This is a genomic window from Vibrio algicola (assembly GCF_009601765.2).
In the GTDB taxonomy this organism is placed as follows: domain Bacteria; phylum Pseudomonadota; class Gammaproteobacteria; order Enterobacterales; family Vibrionaceae; genus Vibrio; species Vibrio algicola.
The window spans coordinates 443,531-459,189 of record NZ_CP045700.1; the positions used below are offsets into that span (position 1 = coordinate 443,531).

Annotated in this window: 15 protein-coding genes and 2 pseudogenes; 4 read left to right on the plus strand and 13 right to left on the minus strand. The window is 40.6% G+C overall.

Translation table 11 applies throughout. The features are described 5' to 3' along the window. Window positions 1–12: 12 nt before the first annotated feature. Window positions 13–471, plus strand: coding sequence for a DUF3069 domain-containing protein (locus tag GFB47_RS13725; RefSeq protein WP_153448605.1), 459 nt, complete (start codon window positions 13–15; stop codon window positions 469–471). A 157-nt stretch (window positions 472–628) separates the two neighbouring features. Here GFB47_RS13725 and GFB47_RS13730 read toward each other — a convergent pair whose 3' ends face one another. The 4 genes from GFB47_RS13730 to GFB47_RS13745 form a co-directional block, all read right to left on the minus strand. Continuing rightward, the gene (locus GFB47_RS13730) at window positions 629–913 is read right to left on the minus strand and encodes a DUF3861 domain-containing protein (protein ID WP_153448606.1); all 285 of its coding nucleotides are present in this window, start codon (window positions 911–913) and stop codon (window positions 629–631) included. 113 nt (window positions 914–1,026) lie between these two features. Further along, window positions 1,027–1,878: a glyoxalase III HchA gene (gene hchA, locus GFB47_RS13735; protein ID WP_153448607.1), complete on the minus strand. Its 852-nt coding sequence runs from the start codon at window positions 1,876–1,878 to the stop codon at window positions 1,027–1,029. Between the two features lie 175 nt (window positions 1,879–2,053). Further along, window positions 2,054–2,740, minus strand: a complete 687-nt coding sequence (locus GFB47_RS13740) for a hypothetical protein (protein ID WP_153448608.1) — start codon at window positions 2,738–2,740, stop codon at window positions 2,054–2,056. A 90-nt stretch (window positions 2,741–2,830) separates the two neighbouring features. Further along, window positions 2,831–3,355 (minus strand): hypothetical protein, encoded by a 525-nt coding sequence (locus GFB47_RS13745; RefSeq protein WP_153448609.1) that lies wholly within the window; start codon window positions 3,353–3,355, stop codon window positions 2,831–2,833. 383 nt (window positions 3,356–3,738) lie between these two features. Between GFB47_RS13745 and GFB47_RS16800 the strand changes: the two are divergent. Further along, window positions 3,739–3,840: pseudogene (locus GFB47_RS16800) on the plus strand (phage integrase N-terminal SAM-like domain-containing protein); the annotation flags it as partial. 6 nt (window positions 3,841–3,846) lie between these two features. Next, window positions 3,847–3,984: pseudogene (locus GFB47_RS16670) on the plus strand (tyrosine-type recombinase/integrase); the annotation flags it as partial. Between the two features lie 45 nt (window positions 3,985–4,029). Here GFB47_RS16670 and mog read toward each other — a convergent pair. The 8 genes from mog to GFB47_RS13790 all read right to left on the minus strand — a co-directional run bounded on the left by mog (window position 4,030) and on the right by GFB47_RS13790 (window position 13,132). Next, a complete protein-coding gene (mog, locus tag GFB47_RS13755; RefSeq protein ID WP_153448611.1) occupies window positions 4,030–4,563 on the minus strand; it encodes a molybdopterin adenylyltransferase in 534 nt (177 codons plus the stop codon). A gap of 165 nt (window positions 4,564–4,728) precedes the next feature. Continuing rightward, window positions 4,729–6,501 carry a sugar phosphorylase gene (locus GFB47_RS13760; protein ID WP_153448612.1) on the minus strand — a complete coding sequence of 591 codons (1,773 nt, stop codon included), beginning with the start codon at window positions 6,499–6,501 and terminating at the stop codon, window positions 4,729–4,731. Then, entirely contained in the window at window positions 6,498–7,727 is a 1,230-nt protein-coding gene (locus GFB47_RS13765; protein ID WP_153448613.1) for a glycosyltransferase family protein, read from the minus strand. Before GFB47_RS13765 ends, GFB47_RS13760 begins: the two co-directional genes overlap by 4 nt. Window positions 7,728–7,764: 37 nt before the next feature. Beyond that, the gene (locus tag GFB47_RS13770) at window positions 7,765–8,637 is read right to left on the minus strand and encodes an HAD-IIB family hydrolase (RefSeq protein ID WP_218619106.1); all 873 of its coding nucleotides are present in this window, start codon (window positions 8,635–8,637) and stop codon (window positions 7,765–7,767) included. Window positions 8,638–8,928: 291 nt separating this feature from the next. Beyond that, the gene (modC, locus tag GFB47_RS13775; RefSeq protein ID WP_153448614.1) at window positions 8,929–10,056 is read right to left on the minus strand and encodes a molybdenum ABC transporter ATP-binding protein ModC; all 1,128 of its coding nucleotides are present in this window, start codon (window positions 10,054–10,056) and stop codon (window positions 8,929–8,931) included. Next, window positions 10,053–10,766: a molybdate ABC transporter permease subunit gene (modB, locus tag GFB47_RS13780; protein ID WP_153448615.1), complete on the minus strand. Its 714-nt coding sequence runs from the start codon at window positions 10,764–10,766 to the stop codon at window positions 10,053–10,055. Before modB ends, modC begins: the two co-directional genes overlap by 4 nt. A 44-nt stretch (window positions 10,767–10,810) precedes the next feature. Next, window positions 10,811–11,575, minus strand: coding sequence for a molybdate ABC transporter substrate-binding protein (gene modA / locus GFB47_RS13785; RefSeq protein WP_153448616.1), 765 nt, complete (start codon window positions 11,573–11,575; stop codon window positions 10,811–10,813). Between the two features lie 63 nt (window positions 11,576–11,638). After that, window positions 11,639–13,132 (minus strand): cobyric acid synthase, encoded by a 1,494-nt coding sequence (locus GFB47_RS13790; RefSeq protein ID WP_153448617.1) that lies wholly within the window; start codon window positions 13,130–13,132, stop codon window positions 11,639–11,641. A 203-nt stretch (window positions 13,133–13,335) separates the two neighbouring features. On the opposite strand from GFB47_RS13790, the gene GFB47_RS13795 reads away from it, so the two are divergent. Beyond that, the gene (locus GFB47_RS13795) at window positions 13,336–14,760 is read left to right on the plus strand and encodes an MltF family protein (protein ID WP_153448618.1); all 1,425 of its coding nucleotides are present in this window, start codon (window positions 13,336–13,338) and stop codon (window positions 14,758–14,760) included. 120 nt (window positions 14,761–14,880) lie between these two features. On the opposite strand, the gene GFB47_RS13800 is transcribed toward GFB47_RS13795, so the two are convergent. Further along, window positions 14,881–15,618: an ATP-dependent zinc protease family protein gene (locus GFB47_RS13800; RefSeq protein WP_456119761.1), complete on the minus strand. Its 738-nt coding sequence runs from the start codon at window positions 15,616–15,618 to the stop codon at window positions 14,881–14,883. Between the last annotated feature and the right edge of the window lie 41 nt (window positions 15,619–15,659).

Sequence of the window (15,659 nt, forward strand, 5' to 3'; positions counted from 1 at the left end):
TGGGGTTTTATTATGTCAGAACAACAAGACCAAGTGATCGAAGAGTCGGTAGAAGACAACGTAGATTTAAGCACTTACTCGCCAGAATTACGTCACTTAATCGAATTCGAACAAGTACCAGAACAAGCCATCCCTATGGTGACCTCAATTCACGATGTATCTGAAGAAGCCGTACGTGATGTATGGGACGATCTTCCTGCCAGCGCACAGAACATCTTAGATAATTTTGAGCAATTTCATGCCTTGATTTCAGTAGGTCAAACCTTCTCTGCAATCGATCTAATGCAAGAATTTGAAACCATGAAAATGCCTGCCGACATGGATGATGCAGGTAGAGAAGAATACCGCGCGTCATTACTAGATAAAGTATTGCAGAACTGCGTAAAAGATATGATCAAGCAGCTTAAAAAAGCACGTCGTGATCCTATTCTTAAGCGTGACTTCGTGGAAATTTTTGCTAAAGAAAAATAACCACACGCTTGTTATTTGTTAATTTAAAACGCTGACATCTCTTGTCGGCGTTTTTTTATTGCATTCAAATTTCGGCATTAATGAATGACATCCCCTAGATCAGCTGTCGGCTGCGCGACACCTATCCTTATTTGTTATATGTAAACTGCAATAAAATCTATTTTTTCTTAAGTTCTTTCATGAACTTAGTAAAATCAGGTTTAAATTCTTTGAAAAGTTCATTTTTACTGTTTTTTAGCATAACTTCTCCAAAAAGTTTTATTCCTATAGCAAAGGCTGTTGCATCTACTTCATCAAGATCCATTTTATCTTTCATGAGTTCAACTATCTTGAAGATATCATCGTGGTTTCTAACTTCAAACTCTAAAGCATCTGCTTCGACAGAATTACCTTTAGAGTCTTCCTTGTGCTCAATACTGAATTTATATAAGTGACCTTTCATTGGACCTCCAATCGAATTACATATAACGCCTCGCTAAGAGGCAAAAAATAGTTGGTTAAAATAAGCGACGCAGGAGCAAAAACCAACTGTTTTTTGTCCTTTTGAGCGACTTGTTATGTGCGTGATGAAGTTAATGTTTCTACAGCTAATTTTCCTAGCGCATCAGCGGCTAATGGACTTGCTCCTGTAATTAGTAACCGATCACGACACACTGTGTTGTCTGCTTTACTATTTGCCAGCACAACTCCAAACTCTTTTAGTCTATCACTCAACCCCCACGGCATCTTACCCGGTAAGTAACCAATCATTGGACTTTGTGCATCGACTGAATCTGGGAAAACAGCCATTTTATAACCATGATATAAGAACTCTGAATCATTCGTGCAAGTTGATAAAAAAGCGGCAGGACCATGGCAGATAGAAATTGTGAATATATCGTTATCATGAGCCCAATTTAGAATAACACCAACAGATTCATCTTCAGGCAGACCTAGCATTGCACCGTGACCACCAGGGATAAACACTGCTGCATAATCTTCAGCACTCAGCCCATTAGCAACAAGGCTATCTAGACTCGTAGGGCTCTCGAACTGCTTCTTATACTCGCTATATATAGAATTTACATGCTCATCTTTCTTAGGAAATGCCCACATTTCTATAATTGCAGGCTGACCACTAGGTGTCGCTATCTCAAACTCATAACCCGCATTTCTAAGGTGTAACATAGGTACAAGTGTTTCAACTGGGTGATTGCCAGTTGAAAACAGCTTCCCATTTTTCATTTCCATGTTCTTTTGTTCAGTTGCTAAGACTAAGATTTTTTGCTTTGGGTTAGCTACCGAAGTATATGCTACCTCTTTGTAATCTGTCGTATCAGCTGTAGCAAGCTTCAAAGCAACCTTTGAAGGTGAGTATGAGCCATCCGACTCAAGCTTTGGGGCTAACCCCAACAATTTTTTTAACACAATTTTCATCCTTTCAATATATTGATAGCTAGATGTTAGCTCAAAGCACATAACGCCGCGTTAAGTAGTGAGCAACGCTACCACGAAACGCAACCAAGCCACCGAAAACACTGAACCCAACGATAGAATGAAAAATGCCATGCGTTGGGAATCTGTCTTAAACGCTTTGTTATGTTTAAGTTGCTACGACACTACCTTGTACTAAAGAATTATTTGCCACTACAATCTCACTTTCGTTATCAGACGGGTCAAAATATAAGATATTGTCTCGTTCGATAGTGGTGCTTACAACAACGCCTCTTGGTTCATCATTGTACGTAGTAAAGGCAAACTCTTCTGCTTTCTCTTTACTCAAAGTCCAAGACATACCAAATGCCCCCGATTGAGATTCACTTACACTCATACCACGATATCCAGTAACTACAGCTGGTAAATTTGAATCAATCACTTCATCACTCACAATTCTTTGTGTTAGATGAATCCGTGGTCCTTGATTTTCAGCTTGGCGATGTTTAAAGAGTTCAACTAAGCCTCCACAAAAGTACCAAAAGAAATAACACATGATTTCATAAAGATACTCTTCAAGCTCGTCATCAACAGCGAATGAAGCTTTGAGATGATTGAAAGCTCTCTCTTTCATATCGGAACCCTCATAGCTTTGATTCATCGTATCAAGGCAGGGTAACTTTGTCTTCGCTTCATCTTGAAGCAAAAAACTGACTAAAACATCAAAACAAATAGCTTGCGAACCAAATCGCTTGTTTAGATCTTCTTCAAATTCAATAACGTTGATACATAGCTTTTCAGCCAAGTAGTTAGAATTGTTATTTCCAAATATCACTCGAGATTCCTGATTAAACATAACGCCCGCTTAAGCGGACAAAAATTGTTGGTTATAATGTGGAGCGAAGCGGAACGTAGCCAACTATTTTTATTCCGTTTAAAGCTCTTGTTAGCTTTCATTTTTAGCAGAAACGATCAACTCTGTTCTCCATTCTGCTACTAAACTAGATAATTTTTTATAATCATAATTAACTTCTATCGATTGCTGTACTTCATTAATTGGAAATTCACCAACTGCTGAAAATGCAGTTAAAACTTTAGTTGTATAATTATCAGGCCATGCATTTTTCCATTCATCTCGGTGTTTGAAATAATTAGCAGTACAATTTACTAACTCTAATAAAGAGTATCCTTGAACTGATACGTGATGCATTTTATATGCATCCTCTTTCTCAAGTTTAGCAAGACCTAGGCTATCTCTAATTTGATTAATATCCCGGAGACTTCCAAGACAATAAGCTTGAACAGAAACAAATAGAGCCCCCAAAAGGACCTCTCCATATTCATTCATCCATAACCCATCAAATCCGGGCTCCCGGCTATTTCTTTCAAAAAGCTTTTCAATACCATCAAGGATAGAATTTTCTACATCGATTAGGGGGCCAATACCATAATCGGCTTCGAAAATGTTCATAATACTCCTTGAAAGCTAACAGTGTATTAGCAAGAAACACGGATAAATCCGAAGATTATTTCAACACGTTCACTGCTAATCAATTCATTTATCATCATAAGATACTCTAATGATGAATTTTTTACAGCATTTAGCCGATTTTATGCGATGGAGAAAGCGAGAACTGGGTTTAACAAGCCAATTGTAACAATCTCAAACTTAAGATTATTCATACTTTAATTTTAAATCAGTGAGTTAGATTAAAACCGCAATACTGAACAGCTCTTTTTTGTTCTCGCTTTCTCCATTTTAATGGCACTTTGGTCAAAACACCATTATAACTGTATATAAATACAGTTAAGGGGTTATATAATGCCTTCACCATTTATTGAATCTATTCGACAATGCGCCATTACAGTTTAAAAACGGAGAAATCCTATCTCTTTTGGATTCGACAATTCATTCGTTTTCACAAAATGAAACACCCTAAAGACATGTCAAATTCTCACATTGCTACACAGCTTTTACAGTCGGGTTCCGACATAAGAACAGTTCAAGAGCTGCTAGGCCATAGCGATGTTAGAACAACAGAGCTATATACGCATGTGATTGGCAGTAAATTTGGTTTTACTAAAAGCCCTTTGGATTAATACATTTTCCATTACTAATCCAAAGGTTAATCTTATTATGTTGGGTTACTTCGCCTTCGGCCTAAATGGCTTAATGACGCTTTCATCACACTCTAAGAATGGGCCTTCCATTAGGTCGATGCAGTAAGGAATGGCTGGGAATACCGCGTCTAAACATTCGCGGATTGATTTTGGTTTACCTGGCAAGTTCACTAATAAGCTGCTGCCGCGTAAGCCTGCAGTTTGACGTGATAAAATTGCGGTCGGTACAAACTTTAATGACTCGCTGCGCATTAACTCACCAAAACCTGGCATCATGCGATCGCACACGGCTTCAGTAGCTTCAGGGGTTACATCACGCTTAGCTGGGCCTGTGCCGCCAGTGGTCACTACTAAACAACAACCCTCTTCATCGACCATTTTAATCAGTAAGGCTTCGATTTGATCTTGTTCATCTGGAATGATTTGATAAACCGGTTCCCAATCAGAAGTAAGGTAATCATTTAATGTCTCGATGATGGCTTTGCCAGATAAATCTTCATACACACCTTGGCTGGCGCGATCGCTTACCGTGACGATCCCGATTTTTGCTTTGCTCATGACTAACTCCTAAACATTATTAATCTTAAACCTAGCTTTTGGCCTTGCCTTAAAAAAGCTGCGGCTTTCATTGCTAAGTAAGATACCTGTTCAGGTTAAAAATGAACATAGCCATAAGTGATTATCCTGATGTTAAACAGACTAATTGCATTCATTTGAGCCTTTTTACACCACCTTATTAGTGATCCAAACGGTTTGATAAGGTTGAAGTTCAATATTAGTGACGCTTTGTTCAATCAATTCTCTACTAATAATATCTTGCCAAGTATCGGTTTGAATTATGTTCATATCAGCAAGATGCACGCTTTGGGTATCAAGAGTCATATTACTCACGCAGAATATGCTTTGGCTTCTGTCCACACTTTGTCGCCAATAACCAAATAAAGAATCACCGAGATGCAACGTAAACTGCGTCGCATTGGGATCAAACGCCGATTGTTGAGTTCGTATCTCAATTAAGTCGAGCATCTTGTTTAATACTTTATGGTGCTGAGAATGAGGTTGTTCTAGCGCTTCAACCAGTTGAATATAAGACCAACGATGACGATTGATGGAACGGTTTTGGTTGGTATTTTCAACTTTTTCATAGTCATTACTGGTGGCGAGTAAACTATGAATATAAATCCCAGGGATCCCTTCCATTCCAAGCATGATCGTATGCGCGCAGATAAAACGATCAATGCCGTATTTATCTGGACCTTTGTCGGTGCCTTGTAGCGCATCAAATAAAGCCACATTTATTTCATACGGTTTTTGCTCGCCGTTAACCCCAGTACGCCACGATACTTTGCCACCAAATTGCTGCATGGTATTAACCAAGTTTCCAATTTCTTGATCGGTTAATAACCCTTCTGCGGGCCTTAAACCAATGCCATCGTGTGAGGCTATAAAGTTAAAATACGTGGTTCCACGTTGCGCGGGTGGCATTCCCATCATCCAGCGTTTTAAATGCACACAATTACCGGTAATAAGGCTGTTGAGCAATAAGGGTGGCAAAGAGAAGTTGTAAATTGCATGAGCCTCGTTGCCATTGCCGAAATAGGTGAGGTTTTCGTGATTTGGAATATTGGTTTCAGTGATGATTATCGCATCTGCGCGGGCTTGCTCAATGAGACTTCTTAACAGCCGTATCACCTCATGGGTTTGTTCGAGGTTAATGCAACTACTCCCAGCTTGTTTCCATAAAAAAGCCACCGCATCTAAGCGAAAGGTTTTAACGCCGTGATCTAAATACTGACGAATGATCTCAACAAAAGCTTTAAGTACGTTTGGGTTTCTAAAATCAAAATCGACCTGATCATGACTAAAGGTACACCACACATGTTGGGTTCCTTGCCGCGTATTAACCTCTTTTAATAACTCAGAAGTACGTGGACGAACCACTTGAGAAGTATCTTGATCCGGTGGCGCGGTGTAGAAATAATCATGTCCCACCCCTTCTGCTTTAGTAAAGTTTTCAAACCAAGCACTTCGAGCCGAGCAATGATTGATCACTAAATCCGACATCAAATCAAACTCTGAGGCAATTGCTTCAATATCTTGCCAGTTTCCGAGTGACTCATTGACACTGGAATAATCAATCACGGAAAAGCCATCATCCGAGCTATAAGGAAAAAATGGCAGAATATGCACGCTGTTAATATGCGGTTTAAGATATTGATGCATAAAGCGATTGAGGGTTTTCAATGGTGCTTCGTTATCCTGTTGGATAGTATCACCGTAAGTGATCATGATAAGATCTTTTTCGGTCCATAATGAGGTGGCATTATCGTGAGCAACACTTGGACAGGTCGCTGAATCAATTCGCATAATGGCGAGTAATTGCTCCGCGAGTTCTGCATGATTTTCAACTTGTTCCAACCCTGCATAAATAACCTCAAGATGATGGCATAATTTCTCGGTTAATGAGGTACCGGCAATGGATGCGTTTTTTATCATAGCATCGCTCCAAATTCTTGATTATCAAGCTCCACGGCTTCTTTCAGACGTTCCATCACATCTGGCATGGCGCTGATCACTCTGTTCCAACTTGGAATAAACGGCGTTTCCATAGGTTTATCCATAAAGCTTTGCCCTGCAGTCATAATATTTTGCGCAAACATTTCGACCGCTTTTTCTTCATTATGAACATCTAACTCTAAGCCGTTCATAATTGCATCGTTATGATAAGCTTCGACAAAATCCAGAGCGACACGGTAATAGGTTGCTTTTAACGAGCGGAAGGTTTCAGCATTAAAGGTTTCACCTTGGGTCGCCAGTTTTCTAAATAGTGATTTGGTAATATCAATCGACATTTTAGATAAGCCAGCATTGACATCATTAAGCGATAAATCTTGATGCTTGTGATCGTAGGTTGTGGCGATATCGACCTGACAAATACGGTTACTGGCATAATTACGATGCATTTCAGATAGCACGCCAATCTCTAGTCCCCAATCGCTTGGAATACGAATATCATTTAATACATCACGTCTAAATGAGAATTCCCCCGCCAGAGAATATTTAAAGCTATCCATATAATCTAAATACGCGGTTTGACTGGTGACTTTTTTTAATGCTTTAAGTAAAGGGGTTACCAACAAGCGTGAAACACGCCCATTCATTTTTCCATTGGCAACTCGAGCATAATAGCCTTTACAGAATTCGTAATTAAAACGAGGATTGGCGACTGGATAGATTAAACGCGCCAATAAATTACGCTCATAAGTGACAATGTCACAGTCATGCAGCGCCACCGATTCCGCTTTACCGGTTGCGAGCACATACCCCATGCAATACCAGACATTACGGCCCTTGCCGAGTTCTTTTGGTGCTAGACCTAATGCGGCTAACTCTTTATCTAATGCTTGTAAACGCGGTCCATCATTCCACAATACACGATGATGTTGCGGCAATTTACCGAAAAAAGATAAGGCGTGTTTGTACTGCTCGAGATTGGCACGATCCAAACCAATCACAACTTGTGATAAGTACGGAACTTCGGTTAAGTGATCGACAATTTTAGGCAGTGCATCCCCTTCTAATTCCGAAAATAACGAGGGTAAGATCAACGCCATTGGCCGTTTTTCTGAGAATTGAACCAATTCCGCTTCGAGAGCGTCTATTGGTCGGTCGGCTAAATTATGAAGTGTGGTTACAATTCCATTTTGATAAAAATCTGCCATGTTATCTCCTGCATTCCATGCTTGATATTAAGTTGTTTTATAAATGTTTTTTCAGTAGAAACCGAATTGAGCTGTTCCAACCTTGCGGTCCATATTCTGTGCTATCGATAACATTATGTGAGCACGTTAATTGCGGTCGTTCATGATGCGGTGATGCGATCCTAACGGCAATATCCGCTTTTTCTAACATCGCAATATCGTTGTGGCTATCCCCCAGTGCAATACTAATCAATGGTTTAGCATTTGCTTCATGTTGATTTTTATACTGCTCCATAAGCCAGTGCATGGCTTTGCCTTTATCATGCTCGCCCGATATATGTACAAAGCGGCCACCTTCCAAGACGGTTGCCCCTTTAGCTTCTAACCTTTGGATAAATTGACGCTTTTGATCGCGGTCGCCTAGCCATTCAACCGGCATACCAAATTGACGTTGTTTTGCTCGTTGCGCTTCAAGTTGCGATAGCCCAGTTAATTGCGCTAAATACTCGCATGACATCGTGTGAAATGAGGTAAACAAACCTGTAAACTCATGTTCGATTTCATCAAGGATCAGCAACCAGTGTTCGCAAGTTTGACTGAAATTCTTAACCCAATAATCACCAATATGGAGTGTCCCTTGTGGTGGTTGTTTAAATCTAGCAACGGGCAAATACACCGCCGCGCCGTTCTCAACAATAAATGGGCTCGATAGACTAAGCTGCTCGCACAACACTAACAGTTCGGCTTGGGTTTTACTGGTGGTCGGGATCACCTCTATATTGGCGCATTGCAACTGATGCAATAATGGTGCGACCTCAGCAGCGCTGTAAGTATCATGGTCAAGTAAGGTGCCATCTAAATCCGTAAATATGACGGGGTGAACATCCTGTTCAAGCATTAAATAGTGACGTTGATTTCGATCTTGACTCAAAATTTTGCCCCTTATTATTTGCATCATAATGGTGCGAGATAACGGGCATACCGTAAGGGCTTGCACTAAAGATGATCGTTTTAGTTTGTTCTCTTTCCTGTAATGAATTGAAAAATAAAGATAACCACATAATTAACCGTCCTTGTGTTGATTAAGTAAGCCTGCCTTGTATAAATAACGATCAAGAAACGTGCCATCCACTTATAAACGGACACAAAAAAGCCTTGAGAGAGCTTTCACTCTTTCAAGGCTTTATATGATTTTAACATCTACAAAATGAATCTTTGTGAACTATCCTTTACGCGCCATATCTTTATTGGTGAGACGAACCCCTTTAATCTGTGCGTAAACTAATTGCCCAGTTTGTAGTTTGAGGTCATCGTATGCCCAAGCGGTAATATTTGCCCACAGACAAAGATCTTGAGAGTTATTGTCTACCGTACTTTCATCATGCTGTAAACGTAGTAATACCGATACAGGCGCAGAGGCATCGCTGACTTCTGCCACTTTAACCACTGTGGCGGGTAAAATATTACGAATAGAGGTGTTTGATGCGTGCTCTAAGGTGATCGATACATCGCTGGCATGGATCCTTATCCGCAATATTTCTTCTGCTTGAGCTTGAATACCCGACATCCAAACCCCAACCTGTGGCGCCAACTCAACATAAGTGACACTGTAATGATTATGAGTGTGTTTTACCCTTCCTTTAAATAAGGTACTCAATTCATTCGTATTATGCCAAGCGGCTAATGACGTTGAGCGCCATAAAGTCTCGATATCTCCCGCTTCTTTGACTCGCCCATCTTCAATTAACAGCATGTGATCGGCTAAATGTAGGATCTCATCCATACTGTGGGTCACATATAAAATCGGAATATTCACTTCCGATGATAAACGCTCTAAAAATGGCATCACTTCTTGCTTACGAGGTAGATCGAGGGAAGCTAGTGGTTCGTCCATCAATAAAATATCAGGCTCTGAAAGTAATGCACGAGCAATGGCACAGCGCTGTTTCTCGCCACCAGATAAGTCCGCTGGGTAACGATTCAATAAGCTGGATAAATCTAATAATTCAACCACTTGGTTAAATTTATTCGCTTCTATTTTGCCTTTCACACCATAGAGTAAATTGCCTTTTACTTTATAATGAGGAAATAATCGTGCTTCTTGAAATACATAACCGATGTTACGTTTTTCAATTGGTTGATTAATGCCTAATTCGGAATCAAATAAAACCTGATCGCCTTTGGCAATTCGGCCTGATGTAGGATTCTTCAAGCCACTGATTGCATTGATAACACTGGTTTTACCTGCGCCAGAGCGGCCAAAAATCGCGGTGATCCCAGCGCCAGGAATGGTGGCATCAATATTAAGGGCAAATTGCTCGAGTTGTTGTTCAAAACGTAATGTGATCATACTGCGCCCCCTGCCGAATTGGTGACACCCAACTTAGCTTGCGTTCTTTTGGTCAGCCATTCAGAACATAACAACGACAATAGAGCGATCACCACTGAAATAATGCATAGACGCGCGGCTTGAAACTCTGCGCCAGGGGTTTGAATAAAGTTATACATAGCCAAAGGCAGGGTTTGAGTTTGCCCCGGAATATTGGCAACAAAACTAATGGTTGCGCCAAATTCTCCTAAACTGCGGGCAAAGGACAGCATAGCGCCCGTAATAATGCCCGGCAATACCAGTGGCAGCGTGATGGTAAAGAATACTTTGAGCGGCGTCGCGCCAAGGGTTCGCGCCGCTTGTTCTAATTTTGGGTCAACATTGATCAAACTTAAACGAATGGCACGCACCATTAATGGCAATGCGACGACCGCCGAGGCCAATGCAGCGCCTTTCCAATTAAAACTGAAGACTAAGCCAAAAGTGCTGGCCAGCCAATGTCCGACAACCCCTTGTTTACCCATAGTCAGTAACAATAAATACCCAATCACGACCGGAGGTAATACCAAAGGAAGATGGATCACGCTATCCAGTAATCTCTTGCCGAAGAATTCTTTTTTTACCAATAGCCAAGATAGGAATATCCCGACTGGCAACAAAAAGATCACCGCAGTAAAAGAGACTTTCAAGCTTAAAAACAAGGCTTGAATTTCATAATCAGTTAGCGCCAAACTCGCTTCCTTTTGTCTTTTATTTCTGATTTAAAGATAAATGATTAGTATGCCATTAATGGCGTAAACCCATACTTAATAAAAGTTTTGCTGGCCGTTTCCGTCGCTAAGAACTTATAGAATGCTTGGCTTTGTGCTTTATCATTTAACACTGTCATTGGGTACACAATTGGTGAATGGGTACTGTCGGGGAAAGTTTGTACTATAGTCACTTTTTTACTCATCAAGGCATCGGTTTTATACACAATGCCAAATGGCGCTTCACCGCGTTCAACTAAGGATAAGGTTAGACGAACATTATTACTGGGCGCTGTTTTACTCGATAGTACCGACCATAATCCCATATTAGTGAGACTTTCTTTGGCATACATACCCGCAGGAACCGTTTCCGTTTGGCCTACCGCTAAACGATCACTGCCGAGTAAAGTCGGTAATTGTTTAAATGTACCAGCATCGATTTGCGTTTTATTCTCACCACCAGACCCAATTAATACCAGCTGATTCCCGACTAAATTTTTCACTTTATCTTTGGTAGTCATGCCTTTATCAGCCAAATAATCCATCCATTTCGGGTTGGCAGATATAAATACATCAGCCGGTGCGCCCTGTTCAATTTGACGAGCCAGTGTTGAAGAACCCGCAAACACCGACACAACTTCGTCACCTGTTTGTTGTTTAAATTCTTGGCTCAGTTCATTCATCACATCGGTCATTGAAGATGCGGCGTAAACATTCACCTCTGCTGCCATCGCTTGAATTGAAGGAAAAACAAATGCGGCGACAAGCGCAATTTTGTTTAGCTGTTTCATAAAACCTCTAATGAAAATTATAATTATTTTTAAGATATTACATCAGTTTGTTGGTTGGTGACATCAGGTTTTAAGTTGCGGCCACAGTAAGTTTAAGTCTAGATGAGTCTCAATCGCGTCGGCAATGCGATCAATCGCTTGTTGTTTAAATTGGTCAGTGTCTATAACTTGTGATAAAGGCTCGCAACCCGCCCATTGTAAAATGGCCGTTAACGCTTCGGGTTCATCAAACAAGCCATGTAAATAGCTGCCAAATATCTGTCCACAGTCACTGATCGCGCCATCTTTTAGGCTATGTTGGGCGCTATCGGGTGACTCTTCCAACCATTCGATCGGTTGCTGATCATCGGTTTCACTGCGACCGGCATGAATTTCATAGCCTGTAACCGTCACGGTTTGTTGATGCGGTAACGTTAACCATCCTTGCATCTGGCGTAGTTGCTTTTGTGGCTCTAATATCGTGTGTAGTCGTAAATAACCCAAAGCTTGTGATTCACCTGCTTCGCCCTCTAAACCTAATGGATCTAAGATGCATTGACCTAGCATTTGATAACCGCCGCAGATCCCCATTAGTTTGCCGCCAAACCGTAAATGGCGTTCAATATCCTTATCCCAGCCTTGTTTTCTCAAAAATTCCAGATCAGGTCGAACCGATTTAGTACCAGGAAGAATGATAAGATCCGCGCCTTGCAATGATTGACCTTGAGCACGGTATTGAAAGTCAATATCAGGATGTAATCGCAGTGGATCAAAATCGGTGTGGTTACTCATGCGGGTCACCACTGGAACAAATACAGTGAATTTGGCATTGGCCCCCAAGGTTTGCTCTGCGCTAATCGCATCTTCCGCTTCAATATTTAAGCCATGTAAAAAAGGTAACACCCCAATCACAGGTTTACCGGTTTTTTGTTCAAGCCAATCTAAGCCAGATTCGAGAAGTTTTATATCACCGCGAAAACGGTTAATCACAAACCCCACCACCCGATTTTGCTCTGATTGCGATAATAACGCCAAGGTGCCATAAAGATGAGCAAATACTCCACCACGATCAATATCAGCCACAATGATCACTGGCACATCGGCTTTTTCAGCAAAGCCCATATTGGCAATATCGTTTTCTCGAAGATTAATTTCTGCCGGACTGCCTGCGCCTTCGATCATAATACTGTCATATTGCGCGCTTAATTTTTCAAAAGAATCCATCACATACGGCATGGCGATTTTCTTATAACCATGAAAATCAATCGCGTCCATCGATTGCAGCGCTTTACCTTGCACGATCACTTGCGCACCAATATCGGTATTGGGTTTTAACAAAATCGGATTCATGTCAACGCTAGGTTCAATGCCACAGGCAAATGCTTGCACCGCTTGCGCCCGGCCGATTTCTCCGCCATCTTTGGTGACCGCACTATTAAGCGCCATATTTTGAGATTTAAATGGCGCGACGTTAATTCCTTTGCGCGCTAAAACTCGGCACAAGCCTGCCACTAACACACTTTTACCTGCGTCAGAGGTTGTGCCTTGTACCATCAGTGCTTTATGTGTTCCTTTCATTTTATTTCTCAATAGTTCTTAAAAGCAATTTAGTTCAGAGGTTTAGCTATTTATTATCAACGTGAAAGCAAGAATTTATTATTTGAATTAAAACCTAGCTAACACTTTCGCATTCTAACTGCCAGATAAACACAAAGCTATTTGCTTACCATTCTATTTGGCATTATCTTTACTTAACAAACATAACAAAGTGATGACAATTAATGCGAAGATTCCGACTATGGGTAGTAGCTCTCACATTAATACCCAACTTAGTTTTTGCTCTTGAACTTTCTCCATTAAGTAAACAACCGTATATGGGGGATTTACCTGAGTTGAAAAAAAGAGGGGGAATTCGAGTATTAGTGGCTGCCGATCTTGGGTTTTATTATATCGAAAAAGGCCAACCTAAAGGGATCATTGCCGAAATTTTGTATCATTTCGAAAAAGATTTACGTAAAAATAAGTTAAAGATTCAAATCATTCCGGTACAACGTCATCAATTATTACCTTCGCTTAATGCAGGTTATGGTGACCTTGCCGTTGCCAATTTAACCATTACCCCAACAAGGCTACAAAATTATAGCTTTAGCACTCCTATCGTCAATCATGTACAAGAACTCATTGTCACCAATAAAAATACCCTCGAGATTAAAACATTAAAAGATTTAAGCGGAAAAGAGATTTGGGTTCGACCAAGTTCGAGTTACTTCGAAAGTCTCAAGAGTATCAACCAACAACTCAATACAGCAGGCTTACCTCCTATTCAGATCAACTTTGTTGAGACCTCATTACAAGACTATGAATTAATGGAAATGCTCAATCAAAATCTTCTTCCTGCCACCGTCATTGATGGTCACAAATCTAGGCTTTGGGTACAACGAATGAAAAATATTCGTCTGCATGACAAATTCCCGATCCGAACCGAAGGTCAAATTGCCTGGGCAATGCGAAAAAATGAACCTCAACTTAAAAAAGTCGTGAATCGATTTGTAAAAACATCCAAGCAAGGCACTTTACTTGGCAATGTTATTTACAACAAATACCTCAACCACACTAAATGGTTAAATACAGCGTTAAGCCCTAAAAAATTAGATCGTTTAAATAATCTCTCAGCCATTTTTAAACAATATTCTGAACAATATCAATTTGATTGGTTGATGGTCTCTGCGCAATCATTCCAAGAGTCACGCTTTAACAATAATTTGGTTTCTCACGCTGGTGCTGTAGGCTTAATGCAACTTCTGCCAACTACGGCTAATGAACCTTACATAAATATACAAAACATTGAAAAACCAGGAAATAATGTTCATGCAGGTGTGAAGTATATGCGATTCATACAAGACAGATATTACAATGATGACAATATCACCGTTGAAAACCAAATCTATTTATCCCTTGCCTCTTACAACGCCGGTCCCGCTAAAATTCGAAAAATGCGCCGCTTAGCGCTAAAACATGGCTATGATCCGAATATCTGGTTTAATCATGTCGAGGTGATGGCTCGTAAATATATTAGTCGTGAGCCGGTGGATTATGTCGCGAATATCAGTCGCTACTATGTCATATACAAACAACTAGAGAAGATCCAACAGTTTAGAGAGAAAAATCAAACGGAACAGTTTAACCATAGATATCGCTACTTTTAAACATAAAAAACCTCCTAACTTATCGAAAGTTCAGGAGGTTTTATCTTTTCTATTTAGTTGATTAAAGTTTAATTGATGAAATCACAATGAGCACTATGCCCAATCAACAGAGATGCCGTTTTATTTATTGGTACCAATTTTCACTTTAGGCTGTACATATTGACGGCTAACATCAACCACCGCTTCATCGCGGAAGAAACTACGCCCTAGTAACACACCAAAATCCATGTGAGTACGATCCGCTAAAGTAAATTCAGTTTGTACTTTCAGGGTTCCGACTGTGATCCAACCTTTTACCGCATAACGCTCGAAGGTTTTATCTGAGTTAGACTGACGAATAAATTTGGTAGAAGCCACCGGCAATTCAAGTTCTTTTGAACTTTTATTATCATGAGCAAGTTTGAATTTCACCCACTTCTTACCATCACGCTCAAAAGCAACGATATCAATAGCACTGACTGATGAAGTGGTCGCGCCAGTATCAATACGAGCAGGAACGTTAATATCTAGCCAATCAATATGGACCCACTCTTTTTGACCTAAGATCAGCTTGCCTTCTGGCGTTTTAGTGCCTGTTGTGATCGCGTGAGCTTTCTTCGGCGTCACGGTTGGCATTGGCTTAGGCTTTACATTAGGGTGCTTTTCTTTAGGTGACAACTTTGCTGGGTCTGTTTTTGCCGCCGCCGCTTTTTCTGCGTCAGATTTTGATGCAGCAGTATTGCTTGCGGTGGCATCATCTTTCTTTACAGTACTGCTTGTGGTTGTCGAATCGGTTGATGCAGGTGGTGGCGTTGTAGAACAGCCGACCACAGCAACAGATAAGATGACAGGAAAGAGGAAGCCCCATTTTTTCATTATACTAACCTTTTTTTAATTCAATTTTTAATAATGACGACAAA

Coding starts and splice junctions, on each gene's coding strand:
- GFB47_RS13740 (WP_153448608.1), bottom strand. CDS start 2,740: ATGTTTAATCAGGAATCTCGAGTGATATTTGGAAATAACAATTCTAAC.
- modA (WP_153448616.1), bottom strand. CDS start 11,575: ATGAAACAGCTAAACAAAATTGCGCTTGTCGCCGCATTTGTTTTTCCT.
- GFB47_RS13790 (WP_153448617.1), bottom strand. CDS start 13,132: ATGAAAGGAACACATAAAGCACTGATGGTACAAGGCACAACCTCTGAC.
- GFB47_RS13795 (WP_153448618.1), top strand. CDS start 13,336: ATGCGAAGATTCCGACTATGGGTAGTAGCTCTCACATTAATACCCAAC.
- GFB47_RS13730 (WP_153448606.1), bottom strand. CDS start 913: ATGAAAGGTCACTTATATAAATTCAGTATTGAGCACAAGGAAGACTCT.
- GFB47_RS13725 (WP_153448605.1), top strand. CDS start 13: ATGTCAGAACAACAAGACCAAGTGATCGAAGAGTCGGTAGAAGACAAC.
- mog (WP_153448611.1), bottom strand. CDS start 4,563: ATGAGCAAAGCAAAAATCGGGATCGTCACGGTAAGCGATCGCGCCAGC.
- GFB47_RS13745 (WP_153448609.1), bottom strand. CDS start 3,355: ATGAACATTTTCGAAGCCGATTATGGTATTGGCCCCCTAATCGATGTA.
- modC (WP_153448614.1), bottom strand. CDS start 10,056: ATGATCACATTACGTTTTGAACAACAACTCGAGCAATTTGCCCTTAAT.
- GFB47_RS13760 (WP_153448612.1), bottom strand. CDS start 6,501: ATGATAAAAAACGCATCCATTGCCGGTACCTCATTAACCGAGAAATTA.
- GFB47_RS13765 (WP_153448613.1), bottom strand. CDS start 7,727: ATGGCAGATTTTTATCAAAATGGAATTGTAACCACACTTCATAATTTA.